Genomic DNA, 22312 nt, shown 5'->3' on the forward strand with positions numbered 1-22312 from the left:
CCGGGCAACCCCGGAGCCGAGGCCGGCAGGCCAACTGCTGACGGAAGCAGACCTGTGGTGACCCTCCCCGTCCCCCAGCCTCCTGCCGGACAGCAGGCTTCCGCGCTCGGGCCGGGGTTCAGGCTGTATCTGAGCGGAGAGGCCGCCGGGCTGGTGGGGACATCGGTGCACCTGGTGGCCCTGCCGACGCTCGCCGTCCTCGAACTGGACGCGACGGCAGGGCAGGCAGCACTGCTGGCCTCCCTTGCCCACCTGCCCACGTTCCTCCTGGCACTGCCGGCCGGAGCCGTCGTCGACCGGCACGGAAAGCGGTCCCTGATGGTGGGCACCGATCTTGCCGCCGCCGCAGCCGTCGCGGTCATCCCGGCGGCGGCGGTGGCCGGTGTGCTGTCGATGCCGGTGCTGTACGGAGTCGCGCTCGTCCTGGGTGCGGTGAATGTGCTGCACCAGGCGGCGGCCATCGCGATCGTTCCACAGCTGGTCGAACCGGCCCAGCTCCACCGGGCCAACGCCCGCGTCGGGGCCGCGTTCGGGGCCGCCGACACCGCCGGGACATACCTGGGCACTGCGGTCGTCGCCGTCGTAGAGGCAGCCAGGGCGTTCTGGCTCGATGTCCTCTCGTATCTGGTGTCCGCCTGGTGCGCGGCCCGAATTCCCGAACCGGGCCGGCCGGTGGAAGTCGCCGCCAGGGCACGGCGCAGGAGTCGGTTCGCCGCTGAGATCTGGGAGGGCTTGGTCTATACGGGCCGTACCCCGCTGGTGCGGGATCTCGTGCTGGCGCTGACCCTCACCGGTGTGGGTGTCGGCGTGACCGGCGCCCTGTTCGCGTACTACCTGCTGACCTCGCTGGAGGCGGGGCCGACCGGGCTGGGGATCGTGATGGGGGTCTCCGGCGCCGGCGCGCTCGCCGGGGCGCTGGTGGCCCCGCGGATCGTGGCCCGCTTCGGCCCCGGACCCACCCTGCTCGCCGGCTTCGCCACCTGCCCGGTGGCGGGCGTACCCCTGCTGATCGCCGGGCGCGGCCCGAGCTGGCTGGCGGTCATCGCCGCGGCGGGCGGTCTCCAGCTCGCCGCCGCCGCGGTGGCGGGTACCACCCAGAGGTCGGTGCGCCAGCAGGTCTGCCCGCCGCAGCTGCAGGCGCGGGCGCAGCAGACCTCCACCTGGCTGGTCTCCGGGAGCAAGCCGTTCGCGGCTCTGGCCGCCGGCGCCGTGGCCACCGCGTACGGGGCCCGTACGGCGCTGGTCGCCGGGACGGTGGTGCTGCTCGTGCCGGTGGGGGTGCTGTGGCGCTCCCCCGTCAGCCGCCTGACCGCCATGCCGGTTCCCGCTCCACCGGCCTCGGCGTCCTGCCCGGTCGGGCCTGATCGCCCGCCCACCGAACCAACCGCACCAGAACCACACCCGTGAGCGTCGCCCCTCCACCGCCTTCGCCCCGCCCACTCCCCTACGTGTGAGGCTCGCTTTGCGCGCTCCAGGAACGCCTTGAGGGAGCCCGCTCAAACAACCGCTTCGCCGAGAAACGCATCGCCGACCTGGAGGCCCAGCTTGTCGAGCTTCACCACCACGCCCAGCTCGTCCCCAGGACCACCGAGTGACGGGCACTTCGTATCAGCGGCCGGAGACTTCACGCAGCCATCGCGCATGCTGACGGACCCGCGAAGCGTCCTCGGGGAAGTAGCTGGCCCAGTCCTCGTTCAGGGACATCCAGGCCGCCGGCTGTCCACTCTCTGTGACCAAAGGCGTTGCTGCACTCGCAATCGCAACGAACGACAGCCCAAGAGTCGCTGGCCACTCCGCGCGGTAGGAACGCACCGTCGCCGCGGCAGGTTCGGGCAGCAGCTCCACTTCGACGCCGGTCTCCTCGAAGAGCTCGCGGCGTGCTCCTTCCCGGGGTGTTTCTCCGGGCTCAACGCGCCCGCCCGGCGGAACCCAACCACGCCACCGGTGCTGAACCAGCAGCACCCGAGCGAAATCCTCGTCGAAGACCCACACTTCTGCGGCAAGCGGCTCCGAGAGTCCCTGGCCGTGGGCAGTCAGCCACTGGCCAGCACCGTCGAACTCCATTTTCGCCAGTCGGACATCAGCGGCTGCGGCCTCTACCACTCGGTGGTCAAACGCGTCACGAATCACCGGGACAACATAGGGCGGGGGTCTGACACCGGGACGGCGCTGGACAACGTCCCGGACTCCTACGCGACGCTCAGGAGCAGGTCACGGACGATCCGAACGCCGCGCAGGTCGGTAAACTCGCTGAAGTTCCACGAGCGGGAAGTCGCCGCGTACCGGTCGTGGGTGCCTGCGCTCGGGCACAGGGCTCCCCGGCTCATCGCTGCCGACACCGAGGGGCAGGCCATGGTCGTCACCGCGCTGGCCGGACGTCCGCTGCACGGCATGGTCCTCCCCGCTGCCGACGAGGCACGGGGCGGCCGGCACGATCTGGGCCGTCTCCTCCGCACCCTCCACAGCAGCGCGCCCGAGCAGCCCGCCGAGTCCGCCGAGTCCGCGACGGCCGCCGACAAGATCAAACGCCATCTCGAAGGCGCCCGCCCCTACCTGGCCGAAGGAGATGAGGCCCTGCTCCTCGCCTTGGCCGGCACCTACGCGGACCTGCCGAAGCCGGTGCTCGTGCCCACCCACGGGGACCTGCAGTACCGCATCGTCCTCCACGCCGCCCGACACGCGTGACCTGTCACCCTCCGTCTCCACCTGCCCTTCGAGAAAGGAAGTTCCGTGTCCGAACCCCGCTTGGCCACCCCCGCGGGTGCCGCGGAGATCGCCCGCCTGAGGTCGGAGAACATCCTCAGCGAACCCCTCGACCCAGCCTGGCTGGCCATCGGCGCCGACCAGCTCGCGTTACGCCTCCGCGAGGGCGGTGACGCGGTGGCCACCGACCCCGCCCACCGGCGCCGCGGCCACGCCCGGGCCGCGCTCGCCGCCCTCCTCGACCACCTGGAGCGCGACGGAGTCACCGTCTACGAGCTGTACGCCAGTGCCGGATCCGCCCCGCTGTACCAGGGGCTCGGCTTCACGGCCGACCCCGCGCTCATGCGCATGACCCGCTTCCCCGCCGAAGGGACCGCATCGTGAGCAGGAAGTGGCTTCCGCCGGAGGAGTTCGCCGCGACACTGCCGAAGGCGACGGTCTTCGGCGCGGTGTTCTTCACCGATCAGGACGACCGGCCCGTCCAGCTGCGCGCCACCTACTCCAGCGCCCACCCCTGGCAGTGGCCCGGCGGCATCGCCGAGGCCGGCGAACGGCCCTGGGAGACCGCCGTACGCGAGTGCCGGGAGGAGACCGGACTCCACGTGGCGGGACCCCCGAAGCTCCTGGCCACGGTGTTCGGGCTACCCGGCAAGGACTGGCCGCTCGCCGCCGTCGGGTTCGTATTCGACGGCGGCCGGCTCTCCGCCGGGCAGCTCGCCGGGATCGTGCTGGACCCGGACGAGCACGACCAGGTCCGTGCCCTGACCGTGCCCACGTGGCAGGAGCTGATGCCGGGACGGGACCACGCACGGCTCGAAGCCGTGATGGCCGCCCGCCACACCGGGATTCCGGCGTACTTCGACACGTGGGACTGGGAGGCCTGATGCGCATCGTCTTGATGTCCGACCCGCGGGTCGCCGCGACCCCCGTCGCCGACAACGGCCAGCCCCTCGCCGACGTCCGCGCCGGCGGCCAGCTCCTCCTCGACGACCGCCGCTCCGATCCCGCATACGCCTTCGCCCACCTCCGCTCCGGCGTCCTCGACCGGCTTCTGAACGCGCAGTCGCTTCTGCCCGACGGCCCGCGCCTGCTCGTCGTCGAGGGATTCCGGCCGCCCGCGCGGCAGCAGCGGTACTTCGAGGAGAACGCGGCCGAGCTGCGTGCCGCGCATCCGGGCTGGTCCGCGGAGGAGCTGCGGGCGCAGGCGAGCCGGTACGTGTCTCCGCCGGAGACCGCCCCGCACAGCGCCCCAGCAGCCTCCGACCTGTCCTGAGCAACCCCGACGAACAGGGAGCCCACACCGCCATGAGCACCACGTACACCGCGCTGGACTGGCACGCCCACTACGAGGGCGGCGGGGACTTCCGCCCGCTGACCGTCGCCGAGAAGACCGTGCTCGCCGAGCACCTGGCCCTGGCGGAGGACGCCCAGGGTGCCCGAGCCTTGGACGTGGCCTGCGGGACCGGAGAGCTCGCCCGCCTCCTCGCCGCGGCCGGGTACCGGGTCGACGGGGTGGACTGGGCCGAGTCCGCCATCGAGCGGGCCCCCGCCGCTCCGTCCGACGCGATCGCCTACCACCGGATCGACATCACCAGCGAGGGCATCACCGCACTCGTCCCGGTCGCCGGCCCCTTATACCGGGTCATCACCATGCGCCGGGCCCTGGCCCACCTGCCCGACCGCACCCGCACGGTCTCCGAACTCGCTGCCCTGCTCGACGAGGACGGCACACTGTGTGTGATCACCCCGCACGCCGACCTGCACCCGCAGGAGCAGCGCGGGATCTGCCTGGACGACGCCGAGATCGATCTCCTCGCTGACGGCTGGCAGCACGTCGAGCGCATCGAGGCCGACGACTCCACCGTCCTGCTGCTGCGGGGGCCCAGGACCGACCCGGTCACCTACAGCGAGAAGCGGGCTCCGAAGCCGGCCGCGATGGCCGGTGTAGCGGTCGTCGTCACCAACGACCGCGGGCAGGTCCTCCTCGGCTGGAACGGCTCCCACGCCATGTGGGAGCTCCCGGCCGGGAAGGTCGAGCCGGGCGAGGCGTTCGAGGCCACCGCGGTACGCGAACTCGCCGAAGAGGCAGATCTGCACGCCCGGCCGGAGGACGTGCTCCTGCTGGGGACGCTGTGCGACTCCACCCACGGCTTCACCCGCATCACCGAAATCGCCCGCATCACCGACTACACCGGCCAGCCCACGGCGCAGGAACCCGAGCTGATCAGCCGCTGGGAATGGCACACCCCCTCCGACCTGCGCCGTCTGCCACAGCCGTTGTTCACAGCCTCCGCGCAGGCCCTGAACGTCGCGTGCCCGGGCCTGCTGCCCGAGGTCCCGCCCGCACACCACACCCCCAGGCCCGCCGGCCACGTGCCACTGACCTTCGGCGAGCCGACCGCGGCGGTCCGGCTCCGCGAGTAGCTGATCCGGGATTGCCCGACACCATCACAGCCCCGCCGACGCGGGGATGTCCGCCAGGGACTCCGCGAGCGTTCTCAGGGCAGGCTCACGGCCGATCAGGGAAGCGTCCATGCCCCGAGTCAGCCTTCAGGACTGTCAGCGTGTCCTCGGATACAGCTCCAGTGTGTCCTTGGAGGCGCCGCCGCCGCAGGTGGGGGCGCCTGCGGCGAAGTAGGCGCGGCCGTGCACCGCGCCGGCGCCGAATCCGTGCCGGTTCCGGGGCAGAGGGCTTGTGGCGGACCAGTCGTCGGACTGCGGGTCGTAGACGGTCACGTCGCCGAAGGTGGTCCCGCCGGAGCCGCATTCGCCGCCGGCGTAGACGATCCGGCCGTCGAGGACGACCGCGGCCCCGGCCGACCGGGGTGCCGGAAGCGGCGCCGCCGTGCTCCAGCGGCCCGTGCGGGGGTGGTAGACGTCGTGGCGGGCCAGGTTGTCGGTCACGTCGGCCACCCTGCCGCCGAACACGTGGATGTCGCAGCCGAGGACCGCGATGCCTGCGTGATCGCGAGGCTCGCCGGGCAGCGGCTGCGCGCCGGACCATCGACGCCGTCGCGGGTCGTACACGAGGTGCCTGTTCACCGTGCCGAACCCCAAGGAGATCGGGGGATCCGGAATCGTGACGACCGACGTCGATTCCCGCCCGCCGATGACGTGGAGCTTGCCGTCCACGGCGGCGACGGCGACCGATCCGAGCTTGTGGGGCATGTCGGGCAGCCGGCTCCATCTGTCTCTGGCCGGGTGGTAGACGTAGGCCACCGGCTGCGGGTTCAGGTGCACCGCGTCGGTGAACCCACCGAAGGCGTACAGCCTTCCGTCGAGGGCGGCCACCCCGACGCGGGTGAGCGGGCGGGGCAGGGGTGCGTGTGACGACCACCGGTCCATGCGCGGGTCGTAGCTGGTGACCACGTCCGATGCCCACACCGGTGCCGCGTTGTCCCGTTGGAGGGTGCCGCCGACGACATACAGGCGGCCGTCGAGCGTGGCGGCCCCGACTTCGGCGCGGGCCTGCGGCATCGGGGTCCTGGCCCGCCACTGGGCACGGTCGCCGGCAGCGGACTCCATGGCCTGGGCGCTGCCGCGGGGCGGGGCCGGACCGACGGCGGTGATCGACAGTCCCACCAGCGCGCTCAGGGCGCTTCGTCGCGAAAGAGGCATGACACGACCACCACGCGGCTCGGCGCCATGTCGGTCAGCGGGACGACGGCCAGTTCCTCGGACAGGTCGTGCCCGAGCGGAGTCATGCCGACCGTGCCGTTCCACAGCACGGCCTGCACACACTCCGCAACGCCCCGGACGACGGGGCCCTGGCGCGGTTCACCGCCGTTCCAGTACGACCGCCAGTACGGGTCGGTGCCGTCCGGGAACTGGAACCAGCGCCGCCCCGCAAGGTCGGCCAGTTCCAGGTGGTCGTGTCGGGCCAGCGGGTCGTCGGCGCGCAGCACCGCGCCCACCGGGTCGGCGCGCAGTTCGCGCACGGTCAGGCCGGTCTCGTCGAACGGTGCGCGGGTCAGGGCGACGTCGACCAGTCCGGCGCGCAGTCCGCAGGTCGGGTCGGTGAGGTCGGTCTCGCGGATGCGGACCTCGACCTCCGGGTGCCGGCGCCGGTACGCGGCGGCCAGCCGCTGGGCACCCCGGTCGGTGCCGTCACCCAGCATGCCGACCGTCAGGACGGAGGTACCGGCGGCCGCGGCGACCCGCACCCGCACCTGATCGGCGCGGTCGAGCAGGGTGCGTGCCTCGTTCAGGAGCACCGCGCCGGGCGGGGTGAGCGTGACTCCTGCGGGGGAACGTTCGAGCAGAGAGGTACCGAGGTCGGCCTCCAGCTGCTTGATCGCCCTGCTCAGGGGAGGCTGGCTCATGCTCAGCCGCGCGGCGCCCGGCCGAAGTGGAGTTCCTCGGCCACGGCCACGAAATAGCGAAGGGTGCGCAGCTCCACGGCCGTTGACGGTACCCGTACGGTATCCGGCCTGGCCAAGGCCTGCCTGGAGCCGGCGCCGCGCACGGGGGTCTGCTCACTCACCCGCAGGAGGTGAGCGCCGCCCTCCTGGGCTTCCCGACCCGCCATTGACCGCCCATCAGCCGTTCGTGCGGTGCCAGGGGATCTCGGCCCACACCTGTTTGCCGCCGCTGAGCGGGACCGAGCCCCAGGCCATCGTCATCGCCTCGACGATGAGCAGCCCTCGGCCGCCGGTCGACTCCCAGCTCACCGAGACCGGTTTGACGGGGCTGCGCGGCGAGGCGTCGTTCACGGCGATCCGCAGCCGGTCCGCCGAAAGGGTCAGGTCCATCCCCACCTCGCCCTGCGTGTGCGCGATGGCGTTGGTGACCAGCTCGGACACGACCAGCAGAGCCGTGTCGACTTCCTCCACCAGTCCCCAGGACCGCAGGGTGCGCGCGGTGAAGCGGCGGGCGTGCATGACCGCGTCGGGCAGCCGCCACACCGTCCAGTGGTTCCGCATCGGCCGGTCCTGTGCGCCGTCGTAGCGCAGCAACAACAACGCCACGTCGTCATCGCGTCGGCCCACGGTGACGACCAGCTCGTCGGCGACCCCTCCCACATCGACCGGGTTGGCCGCGGCGAGCACCTCGCGCACCCGCCGCATGCCCTCGTCCAGGGGCAGCCTGGCGGACTCGACCAGGCCGTCCGTCAGCAGAGCGAGCAGGGTTCCGGGGAGCAGCCCCGCCTCGGTCATGGGGAATTCGGCTTCCGCGAGCACGCCCAGGGGAGGCCCGCCCTCGACGGCCATCTCCTCGGTGACGCCGTCGGGATGGCGCAGTATCGGCGGCAGATGGCCCGCCCGTACGACCTTGGCGATGCCCTCCTCCATGTCCAGGTCCACGTACGCGCAGGTGGCGAAGAGATCGGTCTCCATGCCGACGAGGAGCCGGTTGGCCCGCGCGACCACCACATCGGCCGGATGGCCCTCCACCGCGTAGGCCCTGACCGCCGTACGTATCTGGCCCATGATGGTGGCCGCTCCCGTGCTGTGCCCCTGCACGTCCCCGATGACGAACGCCACGTGACCGCCGCTGAGCGGAATGACGTCGTACCAGTCGCCGCCGACCTCGAGTCCCGCCGTCGCGGGAAGATAGCGGGCGACGGCGATCCCGCCCGGCAGCTCCGGGAGCTTACGGGGCAGCAGACTGCGCTGGAGCATGGTGGCGAGTTCGTGGGCCGCGTCCAGCGCGTGGGCGCGCACCAGCGCCTGCCCCACCAGCCCCGCGGTCGCGGTCAGCAGCGACCGCTCCTCCGGTCCGAACCGGTGCTCGGCGTCCCACCCCACCAGGCACACTCCCACCATCCTGCCCTCGGCGGGCAGCGGCAGCACCGCGAGCCCCCCGGGCCCGACGCCCAGCAGACCGCGCTCGAGAGGCGCGCCCGGCGGCCACAGGCTCATATGCCCCTCGCGCAGCGCGCTCTGCAGCGTGGGCAGATCGCCGAGCGACACGTCGGGCCACTCGGACCGCCAGTCCGAGCGCCAGACCTCGGGCCAGGCATCGGGCTCCGGCGGGTCGAGGGCGGTGACGATGAGCCGCTCCGGCTCCAGTTCACCGACCGCGATCCGGGAGGCGCCCAGCGGCTCGCGCAGCGCGGCGACCACCAGTCGGCTGACCTCCCGGACGGTCCCCGCTCCCACCAGCGTGGCCGACAGCCTCTGCACGAGGGAGACCTCATCGGCACTGGGCCGCAGATAGGCCGCATCGGCCACGACGCCCAGGACGCGCCGCGGCGTGCCGTCGGAGTCCACCTCCACGCGGCAGCGCAGCCCCAGCCAGCGCAGCTCACCGTTCGGGCGGCGGATACGGAACGCCAGCTGCTGCCCGTCGCCGGCCAGCCGGTCCGGCTCCACGATCGCCATCAGCGCGGGCATGTCGTCGGGGACGGCACGGGCGAGCAGCGTCTCCACCTGCCCGTCGAACTGCTCGGGGGGCAGACCGAGCAGTTCCAGCACATGCGCGTGTGCCTCCATGCGGCCGGTGCTCAGTTCCAGGATGAAGGCGCCGCCTTGGTGCGGCACCAGGGGCTGTGCCAGGTGCACCTGCGGGGCTTTGCGACCTGCGGAGCGGGCGGCGACCGACTCGAGTCCGGCGGCGACCTGATCGGCGTAGAGCTCCAGAAGGCTGCGGTCGTCGGCGCTGAAGCCGTCCCGGACCTCCCCGGCCACGATCAGGCACCCGAGCTCCTGGTCGCCGTGTCCCAGGGGCAGCGCGCCCAGCGAGATCGTGGCCGGCGAGTGGGGGTCACCGTCCCGGACCCGGGTGGGGACGTGGTGGGGATCCTCCTCGATGAACGTGGCGAGTTCCTTGGGGGTCAGCCACAGCGGGCGGCCGGAGCGGAAGGCATTGGCGGCGGGCGAATGGCCGCTCACGGCCAGGACCGCGGGCAGTCCGTAGAGAACGCCGCGGTTTCCGGTCAGCTCGGCCAGATGGAGCTCCCGGCCCTGGTCGGCGACCACATAGACAGCGGCAAGCTCAGCGCCGCAGAACGCGAAGCCATCTCCGGTCACCGTCTGTATCGCCTCCTTCCGGAGACATCCCGCCCACCCGCTCTCTCTCCATGCTGTCCCGCCCGGGACCGTCCGGGCGAGTCGGAACGCCTGGCGACGTTCATCCCGCGCGCGGGGGCGGGGGCGGGGGCGGGGGCTGATCCTCGGGCGGGTCTTCGTACGACCCGGGCCGCGGCTCCATCCGGGCCACCATCTCCGTGAGCCGCACGCAGACCCGTTTGATCTCCTCATATGTCTTGTCACGTTCGGTGATGACGGCCGCGAGGAGGAGGGCCGTCAGCGCCGTCGTGCCGTTGAAGGCCTGGAGCGTGACCATGTCGGCGAAGACGTCCTCGCCGGCGAAGGGGCCTCGGTCGGCGGCGGCGGCCAGAATCGCGAGCGTCGACACCGCGAGCGCGCACGGCGCCGCGCCGGGCAGCCGGAAGCGGAAGGCCGCCCAGATCAGGAACGGCGAGACGAGGAAGAGCAGGTTCGAGTCGGGCGTGCGCGTCACCAGGAGCGTGACGGAGACGGTGCCGAGCGCCAGCGCCACCGCCTCGAACCATCGGCCGGGCCCGGCCCGCGACGGCCACCGGGCCTTGCGCAGGACGAGCAGGAAGGGTGTGACGACGAGGATGCCCATCGCGTCCCCGGTCCACCACACCGACCACGTCGGCCAGAAGTCGCCCGCGTCCACGGCTCCGGACAGGACCAGTACGCCGCTGCCGATGGTCGAACTGATCACCATCCCGACGAGCGCGCCGAGGAAGACCAGCGCCAGTACGTCCCGCAGGCGGTCCAGCTCGTTTCTGAACCCGGCTCTGCGCAGCATCAGACAGGCGCAGACCGGCGCCAGCGTATTGCCCGCGGTGATGGCCAGTACGGAGATCAACGACGGCCCGAGGACCACATTGACGAAGAACGCGCCCAGTGCGATGCCCGGCCAGACGCGCATCCCCAGCAGGAGCAGCCCGGCCAGCGCGACGCCCGTCGGCGGCCACAACGGGGTGACCTGGTCACGCACCAGCTGCAGCAGAAGGCCGACCCGTGCGGCTCCGTAGTAGACGGCGGCGACGGCGAGGATGCGCAGAGCGATGGACCCGTGACGACCCATCTCCGCGCTGCGCACGACAGCAGTCTGCACGCGGATCCCGCCACCGGCGACTCCGGCGGCCCCGGCGGCCCCGGCGGCCCCGGCGACGCGACGCCCATCGGTCAGGCCGGCTCGTCCGGCCCGTCGTAGCGGAGGACGAGGACCGCGGCATCGTCGCGGTGTCCCGTCAGGTCGGCCACGTGGACGACGTCGGAGGCCAGCACCTCGGGATCCGCGTCGACCCCCGCGCGCGCCAGTTCGACCACCTCGGCCAGACCGGATTCCATCGGGTAGTGCGGGCCCTCCACCACTCCGTCGGTGAGCAGCACGAGGACCCCTGCCTCGGTCAGCCGCCGGTGGGTCACCGGATATCGCTGACCGGTCACGATGCCGAGCGGAGGTCCGCCACGGTCGAGTGCTGTGCCGCATCGGCCGGCGGCCGTGGCCCAGACCATCGGGACATGACCGGCTCTGGAGTCCGTCAGATCGCGGCTGACGGGGTCGAAACGGAGGAAACAGCACGTCGCGAAGAGGCCGCCCCCCATGGCGATCAGCAGATCGTTGGCGCGGCCCAGCACCTCGCGGGTGTCGGTCGTCGCCTGGGCGAGGGCGCGCAGGCTCGTACGCACCTGCCCCATGAAGGCGGTGGCCTCCACGTCATGGCCCTGTACATCACCGACCGTGAGCGCCAGTGACCCGTCATGCATGACGAAGGCGTCGTACCAGTCGCCGCCCACGTCCAGACCGCCTCGTGACGGCGCGTACCGGGCGGCCATGTGCAGCCCGGGCAGTTCCGGCAGCCCGGGCGGGAGCATATGGCGCTGGAGAGCCATGGCCAGCTCGACCCTTGCCCGCTGGTACTCGACCCGTTCCAGGGCCTGGTCGACGAGCTGCCCGAGTGCGACCAGAAGTTCCTCGGCATTGTCGGACGGCTCGGGACGGTGTCCGCGCATCACGGCTCCTGGCTCTCCCACCGCCTTCTCACCTCACCCTAGCCGCCGCTGCGGCACGCCACCCGTCGGGTCCGGTCCGGTCGATCTGTACTGTTCGTCGCATCGACGACAGAGAGTGATGAGGCTGCCATGAGTGAACCGACGAAGCCCGAGGTCGAGGTTCCGGAGGGCGACCCTCCTACCGAGCTGACCATCCGGGACCTGGTCGTCGGGGACGGGGCCGAGGTGAAGCCGGGCATGGTGGTCAGGGTCCACTACGTCGGGGTGACCTTCGCGTCCGGGAAGGAGTTCGACGCCTCCTGGGACCGGGGCCAGCCGTTCAAGTTCGCCCTGGGCGCTGGCCGGGTCATCAAGGGCTGGGACCGGGGGGTGCGGGGGATGAGGGTCGGCGGCCGGCGCGAGATCATCGTTCCCCCGCGGCTCGGCTACGGCGATCAGTCGCCCTCGCCGTTGATCCCGGCGGGCTCGACCCTGGTCTTCGTGGTGGATCTGCTGGACTCGTACTCCGGCACGGCCGGGTGGAGCGGCGCGGGCTCCGGCGGCGCCCGCTGATCCCGCCGGCAGCCGCACGGCCCCCCGTGCCCGCTTCCGCCATGTCGCTCAGCGGCCGCCCGCGGGGTGCGGGCAGTCCGGCAGCGACGGCCGGTCCCTGGTGCGTACGGCGGGGAGCCAGACCGCGGGCGGCGGGGAGCCCGACGGGAGGCGGACGCGGTACCAGTGGGTGGAGCGCACGTCCTCCTCGTCGATGATGGGCTCGCCGCCGGCCAAGCGGCAGTCGGCGATCAGGACGTCGCCGTGCCACACCCTGGTCTCCACCACGTTGTCCGCCGTGTACGGCCGGGCCGGGTCGATGGCCAGGCCCAGGCTGCACTGCCGGTCCCGGTCGGCCCGCTCCCGGCAGCCGCGCTCCGCGTTGAACACCCGTACCGCACCGGCCGTCGCGCCCGCACGGTCCGGCGGCGCGGACGGGCCCGTCCGTACCGCGTCCGAGCAGAGGCTCGCGCCGGCGATCCCGCACAGCGCGGTGGCGAGGACGGCGGCGCGGCCCCGGCTCCGCAGCCGCCCCGTCCCCGGCCCCGCCCCCGGCCCCGCCCCCGGCCCCGCCCCGGGCCGCTCCTCGTGGGCGGTGATACGGGCGAGCAGGCTCTCCGCGGTGTGCGGGGCGCGGGTCTCGTGGTCCGGGGCGAGGCAGTCGGCGGCGAGGGCCCGCCAGAACGCCGGGACCTCGGGGTCCATCCGCAGCGGGACACGCCCCTGGCCGTACGCCTGGACCGAGGCACCCCGCGCCATGGGAGTGGCGCCGGGGAACGGTGAGCCGCCCGACGCGAACACCTCGTGGACGACGATGCCCAGGGCCCAGATGTCGGCGGTCGGCCTGACCCGTACGCCCAGTTCGCCGAGCGGCGCCCGCCAGCGCTCGGGCGGGAGGTAGTCCAAGGTGCCCATGGGCGGGGCGTACCCGTGCGTGCCCGTCAGTTCGGTGGCGAGGCCGAAGTCGGAGAGCTTCACGGAGCCGTCCCTGCCCAGCAGGACGTTCTCGGGCTTGAGGTCGGCGTGGACCCAGCCCGAGCGGTGCAGATGGGCGAGGCCCTCGCAGATGCCCGCGATCAGCCGGCCACGGTCGGCCTCGGGCACCCCGGCGTCCAGGAACTCCCGGAGACTGCCGGCGGCCCGCTCCATGACCAGGACGATCGCGCCCTCCAGCGAGGGGTGGCCGGGCGCGGCGAGCACGAACGACTCCACGAGACCGATCAGCCGGGGATGCCCGGCCCTGCGCCCGAGATCGACCTCGCGGCGGGCGGAGTCCACGATCCTGCGCGTCTGCAGCGGCGCGAGCCCGGCCGTCGGCATGATCTTGAGCGCCACGTCGGTGGGGCCGCCGGAGGACGTGCTCGCCGGCCGCGCCGCGTACACCGTGGACCAGCCTCCGGCGCCGATCAGCTCGGTCACCACCCAGTCCCCCACCGGGAAGCCGGGAGGGAGCGGATCCGTCCGGTCGCACTCCGTGGTGTCTCCCGGGCCGTGCAGCCGTGTCATCGTGCGGCCTGCCGCTCCCGCCCGCCGGCCGCGGACAGGGGCGGCAGCAGCGCGAGGTGTTCCTCCCGTACGAGTCCGAAGCGCAGCGCGAGTCCGACGATCTCCTCCCGCTTGCCGTTGCGGCGGTCGCCCTTGCCGGGTTCGTGGGCGTCCTGGCCGCCGATGCGCAGCTTCTCCTCGGCGAGGTAGTCGATGTGCGAGCTGACCGCCCGCGCGGTCAGCGTGCCGCAGCCGGCGTGCCCCCTGAGCCGCTCGACGATCTGGGGCGTCGTGGGGACCGCCACCCGCGACTGGTCGCGCAGCCGCGGTTCGCAGAGCGCGACGAGCACCAGGAAGTAGGTGGCCGTCTCGTCCAGGGAGTACGCGGTGACCGTGCTGTTGCCCCAGGGGAGCCCCATGGCCTCCGGATCGAGATAGATGTGGTCGGGGGCGAACACCTGGAAGGAGACCGTGACGTCACCGCGGGTGGGCAGCACCACGCGGGAGAACTCGAAGGGGATGGGCGCCCCGACCCGGCGCGGCGGCACCCTCAGGTACTCCCCCGCGCCCTCCGGGTTCTCCACGAGATAGCTGTGGGTCGTGCTGTGGTTGGTCAGCTGCCAGTGGTCGTCGGTCACGCGGATCTCCCCGGCGAGCCGGGAGATCGCCGGGTCGGCGAGGCACAGCTCGACGGGGACCTTCGGGGAGCCCCGCCCGAAGCGGGCGACCTCGCCGGGGCCGAGCCGTAACGTCACGGCTTCGCCGTGCGGTTCGGCGCCGTCGGCGCCACCGCTCCCCCGCGGCAGATGGACGACTACGCCGCTCACCGCTCCCCCCGTTCCCCCGCGTCGCTTGTCGGACGAGCGGAACGATACTCATCTCTGGGGGGAGTTCACCGGCGCACCTCGGCCACATCGCCGAAACCGGTCCCCGGTGGCGGCTCGCCCGCCGGGCGGGGGCGGGCCGGTCCGGCCGGTGAACTCGCCGCGAGGAGTGGGCAGACGGGCCGCCGCCGCGTGGTGGGCCGAGCGCGGGCAGCCGCGTCCGGGCCCGGCGCGCGCGACGGCGAGGGCTCCGTCCACTTGGCGCGATCCGCACCCTCCTCAGAGCGCGGGGCTGCCCGGTACGAGCGGCGCGACCGCGCGCTCGCCGAAGGCCGCCCAGGGCCGCCAGCCGCCGCTCGGCCGCTCCTGGACGCGGGTCCGGATCAGGCCCGCGACGGTGACGGCGAAGACGTGCTGCCGCCCGGTGGAGTCGAGCGCGGACGTCGGTGTGGCCGCGAGCCGGAGGCCGGGCTCGCCGAACTCCCCTCCGGGCGCCCAGTCCCCGCCCGGTGCGACCTGCCAGCGGTGGCCGAGCCGGGCGCCGCCGGGCGACAGCGAGAACGCCTCGAGCCGGCCGTCGGCGTTGGCCGCGAACGCCGGGGCGGCGGCGGACCAGCCGAACAGCGGCAGCCACCCGGCCCAGCCGCCGCTCGCCACGGCCTGGCGGCGGGCGAAGGTGCCCACGCCCGACGGTCCGATCGCGGCGACGGTGAGCCGGCCGCTGCCGTCCCGGGCGACCCGGGGCGCGGCGCCTGCGGCGGTGCCGTACGGGTGCCATGCCGCGGTCCACGGACCGCCGGGGGTCTCCTGCCAGCGGTGGCGGATCCCCGCGCCGCCGGGCGAGAGGACGAAGACCTCGAGGCGGCCGTCGGCGTTCGCCGCGACCACCGGTGGCGCGCCCGCCGCCCCGCCGAAGCCGGTCTCCCAGCCGTCCCAGGCCAGTGACCCCGCCGACCGCTGCCGCCGCCGGGCGACGGAGCCGCCGCCGGGGCTCAGCGCGAAGGCCTCCAGCCGGCCGTCGGCGTCGCGGGCCACGGCCGGTGCCGCGCCGGCGGGGCCACCGAACTCCTCCCACCCGTACCAGCCGCCGTCCGGCCGTTGCACCCGGTGGTGCAGGTTGACTCCGCCCGGGGCGAGCGAGAACACCTCCAGCCTGCCGTCGGTGGTGCGGCCGAGCGTGGGCACCGCCCCGGCCGGCCCGCCGAACGGTTCCCACTCCGACCAGCTGTCGGTGGACGGGTCGGTCTGGACGCGCCGCAGCATCGAGCGGTCGGCGGCGTCGAGCGCGAACACCGTGAGGCGGCCGTGGACGTCGAGGCCGGCCACCGGGTTGTCGGGGCTCTGCCACGGTGGCGGTGCGTCGCGCCAGTGCAGGGGTGCCAGGTACAGCCCGTGCCGGAACCAGCCCGCGGCACTGGCGTACCAGGTGTCCCCGTCGCGGACCACCTCGACGGCGTGACCGGCCACATGGCCCGCGTAGCCGCCGAGTTCGAAGTGGAAGGGGTCGCGGGAGGCCAGCACGTCCGTGCCTTCGTAGCCGCCCCGCGGGCCGATGAACAGGTAGTACCAGCCGTCGCGTTCGACGGCGTACGGCGACTCGGTGACCGAGACGGTCGCGTCCGTGCTCGCGTCGGTGAACGCGACGCCCGGCTCGCTCCAGCTCAGCAGGTCCGCGGAGCGCCGGTACGCCACGACGTGGTGCCCGCCCGGTCCCGACAGCTCGGTGTAGTACATGACCCACTCGCCGCCGATCCGCACGACCATCGGGTCCCGTGCCGCGAGACCCCGGAAGAGCGGGCCCGACGGCTCGCGGGTCCAGGTGAACAGGTCGGTCGACGTGGCGAGATTGACGGCCGCACCGCTCGCGCCGCCCGCGGCGTAGAACATCCAGTACCTGCCGTCGGCCTCGACGACGTACGGCGCCCACAGGTGCTCCTCGCCGAAGTACGACGGGTCGACGGTGAGCGCGTCGGCGTGGCTGGTCCACGGCCCGTGCGGGCTCGGCGCTGAGGCGTGGGCGAAGGTGATCTCCTCGGAGCTGTCCGGGGATTCGCCGCGCGGGGCGCTGTCGCCGACGATGCCGAACAGGTGCCAGCGCCCCCGGGCCTGCACCAGGGTGTGGTCGTTGAGATAGCGCGGGCCGGTGGAGGCGGAGGGGTCGTGGACGTACGCGAAGGGGCCCGCGCCCACCCAGCGGGCGGGCGGGGCGTCCCCGGAGGACGCGGCGAGGGCCGGGGCGGCCGCCGCGCCCAGGAGCGGGAGCGCGGCCGCGCCGGCCGCTCCGCGCAGCAGGCTCCGTCGGCTGATCGCAGGCATGGGTCCTCCGGACGTGCCGCGCGGCCGGCCGTGTCGCAGGGGCACGGCCGGCCACGGAGTGGTGGGGGTCGGGGCGGGGACGGTCAGTCGAGGGCGGGACCGGCGGTGTCGTTGACCCAGACCCAGTCGGCCCAGGAGGCGAAGCCGGTCTGCCAGGTGTGGAAGGTGCCGCCGGGGTTGGTGCCGAAGACCTCGATGCGGCCGTCGGCGTTGGAGGCGGCGGTGACCTCGGTGCCGCCGGTACCGAAGGAGGCCCACTGGCTGTAGGGGGCGTTGAGGCCGGTCTGCCAGATGTGCATGGCGGACGTGCCGTTCATGGCGAAGACCTCGACGCGCCCGTCCGGGGTGCGTTCGCTGGTGAGCTGCGCGTTGGCGGGGCCGCCGCCGGTGCCTTCCCAGCCGGACCAGCCGGCCGGACCCGTCTGGTATCGGTGGAAGACGCCGACCGGGCCCGAGGCGAAGACCTCCAGCCGGCCGTCGGCGTTGTGGTCCACGGTCAGGTCGTGGCCGCCTTCGCCGAAGGCGCCCCAGGCCGACCAGCCGCCGTTGGGGGCGGTCTGGTACTTGTGCTCGAAGGTGCTGCCGTTGAGGGCGAAGACCTCCAGGCGGCCGTCGGGCGCCTTCCCCATCTCCACCCGGCTGTCGGCGGGGCCTCCGCCCGTGGGCTCCCACTCCGACCAGCCGCCGTTCGGGGCGAGTTGGTAGCGGTGGAAGAGCCCGACCGGTCCGGACGCGTAGACCTCGATGCGGCCGTCGGCGTTGACTCCGGCCGCGGTGTCCCGGCCACCGACACCGAAGGTCTCCCAGTTCGACCAGCCCCCGGACGGGTTCAGCTGCCAGCGGTGCTGGAAGGTGTTCCCGTTCAGGGCCAGCAGCTCCAGGCGGCCGTCGGCGTTGGGCGCGATGGCGAGCTGGGCGTTGCCGGGTCCGCCGAGGGATTCCCAGGACGACCAGTCGCCGTTGACCCGCTGCTGCCAGGCGTGGTGGATGCCGTCGGCCGCGGCGGCGAATACCTCCAGGCGTCCGTCGGCCGACCGCGCGGACACGACCCGGCCCGACTCCGCCGGATAGACCAACGGCCTGGGCTGCGGACCGGTGCCCGGCGTGCAGGGCAGCACGATGCCGCGCTCCGCGAGGTGGACCTCGGGGTCGACGCCCCACGAGGCCGACCGGTCTCCCCAGATCCGCAGATGGAGGTGGGGGCCGGTGGACTGCCCCTCGGAGCCCATCAGCGCGATCTGCTGGCCGGCCACGACGCGGTCGCCCTCGAAGACGTCCCGGCGGGTCATGTGCCCGTACTCGGAGATCCTCCCGTCGGCGTGCTGGACCCGGATCCACTGGCCGTAGCCGGGCTCGTGACCGGAGATGGTCACCACGCCGTCTCCGACGGCGTGGATCGGTGTCCCGACGACGTTGGCGATGTCCACGCCGTTGTGGCCGCTGTGGTAGTGCTGGGTCACGGTGCCGGCGGCCGGGCAGGCCGCCCCGGAACCGGCGGCGACGGCGCCGACGGCTCCGACGGCGTCGGCGGACGCGCGGGCCGGAGCGGCGGCCGCGGCCGGGGCCGGCGTCGTCGGGAGCAGCAGGGCGGCGGTCGCCGCGAGTACACAGGTCAGTGCGCGTCGGGAGAGTCCACGGAACACGGGACGCTCCTCCCCTCGGCGGTCTCGGGGTGAGTGGGACGGGATCGCGGTGCGAGCCGTACGGTCACGCCTTGCGCAGCCGGTCGATCACGCCGTCGATGTCGCGCACCAGCATGTCGTGGCGGACGAAGTGGCCGCCGGGCAGTTCGTGCCACTCGTGCGGGATGCCCGCGTGGCCCAGGGCGGCACGGAACTCCCGTTGTCCCGCCAGCACCTGGGTCTCGTTGGCCGTGTCGAACCAGCTGATGGGACTCGGGCTGGTGCCGGCGACCAGGAAGACGCGCTTGTTGCGGTAGCTCTCGATCCGCTGCATCGGGTTGTCGGCGTTCACCCGGGCCTCGTCCCAGAACGGCGCGCCGTAGACCGTGCCGCCGGCCAGGTCCAGGCCGGCGGAGGTGGCGTTGGCCCAGTGGACCACGAGGCCGTTGTCCCGGCGCAGGCTGGCCGGGCCGGAGTGGGAGCTCACGGAGGCGAAGTGCCCCCAGTACTTGGCGGCGTACTTCAGCGCGCCGAATCCGCCCATCGAGAAGCCGGACACGGCACGGCCGTCGTACTCCGGATAGGTGCGGAAGTTCGCGTCGATCCACGGGATCAGCTGCTCGATGTGGAACGTCTCCCAGTTGCGCGGGCCGACGTTGGAGCTCACGGGGTTGGAGTACCAGCCGGCGCGGCCGCCGTCGGGCATGACGACGATGAGCCGCTTGCCCGCGGTCCAGTCGCGGATGCGCTCGCGGTCGAAGGTGATGAAGTCCTGGCCGTTGCCGCCTCCGTGGAAGAGGTAGAGCACGGGATAGGTGCGGCCGCTCCAGTGGTAGTCGTCCGGGAGGAGCACGTTGACGGCGGGGTTCCAGCCGATCGCGTTCGTCTGGAACCGGTAGTACCACATGCGGGGGTCGGCCTCGCCGCGCTCCACGATGCGCAGGCCGAAGCCGTCACCGACGGCGGCGGCGGAGGACGCGCCCGCGAGGACGCCTCCGGCGCCGAGGGCCAGAGCGGCCGAGAGGCCTCCGGCGGACTTCAGGATGCTCCTGCGGGTGGGCTGCTGCGCGCTCAACGTGTCCTCCTGGTCGGGAGTGCGGCGTGGTGTCCGATGCGGCGGGAAAACGCCGTGGGAACGGGCGTCTGGAAGGTAGCAACGCCGGCGCGCGGGGGGACTCCGGAAGGTTACGGACTGACAGGCCGCGGGCTCGTCGGCTAGGGCCTGGTGTGTCATCGGGATTTCATCGCCCCTCCCTAGCGTGTCCGCGTTCGGACCAAGGCCCGTACCCCAGGGGAAGGACGGCTCGATGGCACGGAGGAGACGCGGAGCGAGGCTGCCGATGGTGGTCCTGGCCGCCGTGGCGGTGATGGGCACGATGGCGGCCACGGGATCGCCGGCCGGGAAGCCGGCCGCCGCCGAGCCGCGGCAGCAGCCGCCGAAGGCGACGATCCGCTACACCGAGTACGGCATCCCGCACATCGTCGCCGCGGACTGGGAGGGCCTGGGCACGGGCTACGGGTATGCGGCGGCCAAGGACAACATCTGCACCCTGGCCGACACCTATCTGATGGTCGACGCCCAGAGGTCCCGCTTCCTGGGGCCCGCGGGCAGGGCGAGCCCCGGCCAGAACCAGAACACCACCACCAACCTCAACAGCGACCTGTACTTCCAGCGGCTCAAGGACGACCGGGTGGTGGAGCGGCTCCTCGCCCGGCCCGCACCCGAGGGCCCCGCCCCGGAGGTGGTGGAGGGCATCCGCGGCTACGTCCAGGGATACAACCGGTACCTGGCCGAGACGGGCGTGGAGAACCTCTCCGACCCGGCCTGTCGCGGCGCGGCCTGGGTGCGGCCCATCACGGAGCTGGACGTCTACCGGCACGCCCATGCCGAGATCATCATGGGCAGCGCCGACGCGCTGCTGGACGGCATCGTGAACGCGGCACCCCCGGGCGCGTCGGCCGCCGCCGCGGAGCCGGCGCCCTCGCCCGCCGCGACCGCGGAGAAGATCCGTGACGCGATGGCCGTGAGCCGTGAACAGAGCATGGGCAGCAACGCGCTGGCGGTCGGATCGCAGGGCGTGTCCGGCGGCACGAGCATGCTGCTGGCCAACCCGCACTTCCCCTGGCAGGGCAAGAACCGCATGTGGCAGAGCCAGCTGACGATCCCGGGCAAGGTCAACGTCTCCGGGGCCAGCCTGCTGGGGCTCCCCGCGATCAACATCGGCTACAACGAGAACGTCGCCTGGAGCCACACGGTCGCCACCGTCGCCCCGTTCGGGCTCTTCGACGTACAGGTGGATCCGCTGAACCCCACCATGTACCTGGTGGACGGCGCCTGGGAGCGGATGACCTCGCAGCAGGTCACCGTCGACGTGCGCAACGCCGACGGCACCCACTCCAAGGTCACCAGGACCTTGTGGTCCACCCGCTACGGCCCGGTCACCACCTCCCTGCAGGGCGTTCCCCTGCCCTGGGTGGTCAGCGCGCACGCGGTGCGCGACGTGAACATGGACAACCTGCGCGCGCTGAACACCTGGTTCCGCCTCGACCAGGCCCGGGACGTCCACGAGGTCGTCGACACACTGGAGAGCACGCAGGGCGTGCCCTTCTTCAACACCGTCGCCTCCGATCGCCAGGGCAACGCCCTGTACGCGGACATCCAGGCCACCCCGAACATCACCGACGAGCACGCCCGGTCGTGTCTCACGGAGACCGGCAAGCTGCTGTTCCACCAGACGCTGCGGCTGCCGACCGTCCCGCCGATCTCCGTCTTCGACGGCAAGCGCAGCGCGTGCGACTGGCCCGACGACCCGAACGCGGTCGCGCCGGGACTCCTCGACCCGAAGAAGCAACCGCGCCTGATCCGCACCGACTTCGTGGGCAACGCCAACGACAGCCCCTGGCTGGCCAACCCCGAGCAGCCGCTGGCCTTCCCCCGGGTGATGGGCGACAGCGCGGCGCCGCGCTCACTGCGCACCCAGGAGCTCATCCTGACCGCGCAGCGCCGCATCAACGGCACCGACGGACTGCCGGGCAGGGGCTTCACCCCGGAGACCATGGGGCGGTTGCTGTTCGCCGACAACAGCAGGGCGGCCGACCTGGCCCTGGGCGCCACGGTGTCGATGTGCCAGAGCGTCCCCTTCGGGCTCGTCCTGGTGGACGGCACCCTGGTCAACGTGAGCGAGGCGTGTCCGATCCTGGCCGCCTGGAAGAGTCACGACTACACGTCGGACAGCAGGGGATCGTGGCTGTTCGCGAACTACTGGTCCTTCCTGCAGGGCGGGCAGGGGATCGAGAAGCTGCCGTGGCGGGTTCCCTTCGATCCCAGGGACCCGGTGCACACGCCGAATTCGCTGGATTCCGGGAGTTCCGCCGTCCGGGACGCGCTCGGCCGGGCCGTTCTCGCGCTGCGCAAGGCGGGCATTCCGTTGAACGCCCGGCTGTCGGACGTCCAGAAGGTCAGCCGCGGTGGCGAACAGATCCCGATCCACGGCGCGATCGGCCAGCTGGGCGTGCTGAACGTGATCACTCCGGGCCAGGTCGACGGAAAGTTCGACATCGTGTACGGGTCGAGTTTCGTCCAGCAGGTCCGGTTCACCGCCGACGGCCCGCCCCAGGCCCTGTCCGTCATGGCCTACTCCCAGTCGGCCGACCCGAATTCACCGCACTACGCCGACCAGACGAGGCTGTTCTCGGCCGGAGAGTGGGTGACCGAGCGATTCACCGAGGAACAGATCGCGGCTTCACCGCACCTGCAGATCAAGGTCCTGAACTGAGAGTTCCGCAGGGCGAACTGAAAGAACACCCGAGAGATCAGGAAGGAGAACACGGTGAT

General features: G+C 72.8%; 18 protein-coding genes and 1 pseudogene. 8 read left to right on the forward strand and 11 right to left on the reverse strand.

What is annotated here, in order from left to right; translation table 11 throughout:
- The first annotated feature begins 57 nt into the window (after positions 1 to 57).
- Complete coding sequence (locus tag ACZ6KO_RS21305) at positions 58 to 1407, forward strand: MFS transporter (RefSeq protein ID WP_469305552.1); 1350 nt, start codon at positions 58 to 60, stop codon at positions 1405 to 1407.
- Positions 1408 to 1608: 201 nt separating this feature from the next.
- Here ACZ6KO_RS21305 and ACZ6KO_RS21310 read toward each other — a convergent pair whose 3' ends face one another.
- Positions 1609 to 2130 carry an NUDIX domain-containing protein gene (locus tag ACZ6KO_RS21310; protein ID WP_469305553.1) on the reverse strand — a complete coding sequence of 174 codons (522 nt, stop codon included), beginning with the start codon at positions 2128 to 2130 and terminating at the stop codon, positions 1609 to 1611.
- Positions 2131 to 2292: 162 nt separating this feature from the next.
- Here ACZ6KO_RS21310 and ACZ6KO_RS21315 point away from each other — a divergent pair, with 162 nt between their 5' ends.
- Genes ACZ6KO_RS21315 through ACZ6KO_RS21335 form a run of 5 tightly spaced genes read left to right on the forward strand, consistent with a single transcriptional unit; the run spans position 2293 to position 5127 of the window.
- Positions 2293 to 2685, forward strand: coding sequence for a hypothetical protein (locus tag ACZ6KO_RS21315; protein WP_469305554.1), 393 nt, complete (start codon positions 2293 to 2295; stop codon positions 2683 to 2685).
- Between the two features lie 45 nt (positions 2686 to 2730).
- Positions 2731 to 3087, forward strand: a complete 357-nt coding sequence (locus tag ACZ6KO_RS21320; RefSeq protein WP_469305555.1) for a GNAT family N-acetyltransferase — start codon at positions 2731 to 2733, stop codon at positions 3085 to 3087.
- Complete coding sequence (locus tag ACZ6KO_RS21325) at positions 3084 to 3587, forward strand: NUDIX domain-containing protein (protein ID WP_469305556.1); 504 nt, start codon at positions 3084 to 3086, stop codon at positions 3585 to 3587. The genes ACZ6KO_RS21320 and ACZ6KO_RS21325 overlap by 4 nt, the downstream gene beginning before the upstream one ends.
- A complete protein-coding gene (locus tag ACZ6KO_RS21330; protein ID WP_469305557.1) occupies positions 3587 to 3976 on the forward strand; it encodes a M15 family metallopeptidase domain-containing protein in 390 nt (129 codons plus the stop codon). Before ACZ6KO_RS21325 ends, ACZ6KO_RS21330 begins: the two co-directional genes overlap by 1 nt.
- 32 nt (positions 3977 to 4008) lie before the next feature.
- A complete protein-coding gene (locus ACZ6KO_RS21335) occupies positions 4009 to 5127 on the forward strand; it encodes a bifunctional class I SAM-dependent methyltransferase/NUDIX hydrolase (protein ID WP_469305558.1) in 1119 nt (372 codons plus the stop codon).
- A 135-nt stretch (positions 5128 to 5262) separates the two neighbouring features.
- Here ACZ6KO_RS21335 and ACZ6KO_RS21340 read toward each other — a convergent pair whose 3' ends face one another.
- The 5 genes and pseudogenes from ACZ6KO_RS21340 to ACZ6KO_RS21360 form a co-directional block, all read right to left on the reverse strand.
- Entirely contained in the window at positions 5263 to 6321 is a 1059-nt protein-coding gene (locus ACZ6KO_RS21340; protein WP_469305559.1) for a Kelch repeat-containing protein, read from the reverse strand.
- Positions 6294 to 7102, reverse strand: a pseudogene (locus ACZ6KO_RS21345) (LysR family transcriptional regulator). Before ACZ6KO_RS21345 ends, ACZ6KO_RS21340 begins: the two are co-directional and overlap by 28 nt.
- 139 nt (positions 7103 to 7241) lie before the next feature.
- Positions 7242 to 9674 carry a SpoIIE family protein phosphatase gene (locus ACZ6KO_RS21350; protein ID WP_469305560.1) on the reverse strand — a complete coding sequence of 811 codons (2433 nt, stop codon included), beginning with the start codon at positions 9672 to 9674 and terminating at the stop codon, positions 7242 to 7244.
- Positions 9675 to 9774: 100 nt separating this feature from the next.
- Positions 9775 to 10782 (reverse strand): MASE1 domain-containing protein, encoded by a 1008-nt coding sequence (locus tag ACZ6KO_RS21355; RefSeq protein WP_469305561.1) that lies wholly within the window; start codon positions 10780 to 10782, stop codon positions 9775 to 9777.
- An 86-nt stretch (positions 10783 to 10868) separates the two neighbouring features.
- On the reverse strand, positions 10869 to 11699 hold the full coding sequence (locus tag ACZ6KO_RS21360; RefSeq protein WP_469305562.1) for a PP2C family protein-serine/threonine phosphatase: 831 nt from the start codon (positions 11697 to 11699) through the stop codon (positions 10869 to 10871).
- A 129-nt stretch (positions 11700 to 11828) separates the two neighbouring features.
- Here ACZ6KO_RS21360 and ACZ6KO_RS21365 point away from each other — a divergent pair, with 129 nt between their 5' ends.
- Entirely contained in the window at positions 11829 to 12251 is a 423-nt protein-coding gene (locus ACZ6KO_RS21365; RefSeq protein ID WP_469305563.1) for an FKBP-type peptidyl-prolyl cis-trans isomerase, read from the forward strand.
- Between the two features lie 48 nt (positions 12252 to 12299).
- On the opposite strand, the gene ACZ6KO_RS21370 is transcribed toward ACZ6KO_RS21365, so the two are convergent.
- The 5 genes from ACZ6KO_RS21370 to ACZ6KO_RS21390 all read right to left on the reverse strand — a co-directional run bounded on the left by ACZ6KO_RS21370 (position 12300) and on the right by ACZ6KO_RS21390 (position 19552).
- Positions 12300 to 13736, reverse strand: a complete 1437-nt coding sequence (locus tag ACZ6KO_RS21370; RefSeq protein WP_469305564.1) for a serine/threonine-protein kinase — start codon at positions 13734 to 13736, stop codon at positions 12300 to 12302.
- The gene (locus tag ACZ6KO_RS21375; protein ID WP_469305565.1) at positions 13733 to 14542 is read right to left on the reverse strand and encodes a serine/threonine protein kinase; all 810 of its coding nucleotides are present in this window, start codon (positions 14540 to 14542) and stop codon (positions 13733 to 13735) included. Before ACZ6KO_RS21375 ends, ACZ6KO_RS21370 begins: the two co-directional genes overlap by 4 nt.
- A gap of 276 nt (positions 14543 to 14818) precedes the next feature.
- Positions 14819 to 16855, reverse strand: coding sequence for a DUF8189 domain-containing protein (locus ACZ6KO_RS21380; protein ID WP_469305566.1), 2037 nt, complete (start codon positions 16853 to 16855; stop codon positions 14819 to 14821).
- An 83-nt stretch (positions 16856 to 16938) separates the two neighbouring features.
- Positions 16939 to 18498 (reverse strand): DUF8189 domain-containing protein, encoded by a 1560-nt coding sequence (locus ACZ6KO_RS21385; RefSeq protein WP_469305567.1) that lies wholly within the window; start codon positions 18496 to 18498, stop codon positions 16939 to 16941.
- A gap of 64 nt (positions 18499 to 18562) precedes the next feature.
- The gene (locus tag ACZ6KO_RS21390) at positions 18563 to 19552 is read right to left on the reverse strand and encodes an alpha/beta hydrolase (protein WP_469305568.1); all 990 of its coding nucleotides are present in this window, start codon (positions 19550 to 19552) and stop codon (positions 18563 to 18565) included.
- Positions 19553 to 19784: 232 nt separating this feature from the next.
- On the opposite strand from ACZ6KO_RS21390, the gene ACZ6KO_RS21395 reads away from it, so the two are divergent.
- Positions 19785 to 22253, forward strand: a complete 2469-nt coding sequence (locus ACZ6KO_RS21395; protein WP_469305569.1) for a penicillin acylase family protein — start codon at positions 19785 to 19787, stop codon at positions 22251 to 22253.
- Positions 22254 to 22312 lie beyond the last annotated feature (59 nt).

This window comes from Streptomyces sp. NPDC042102, from assembly GCF_055582305.1.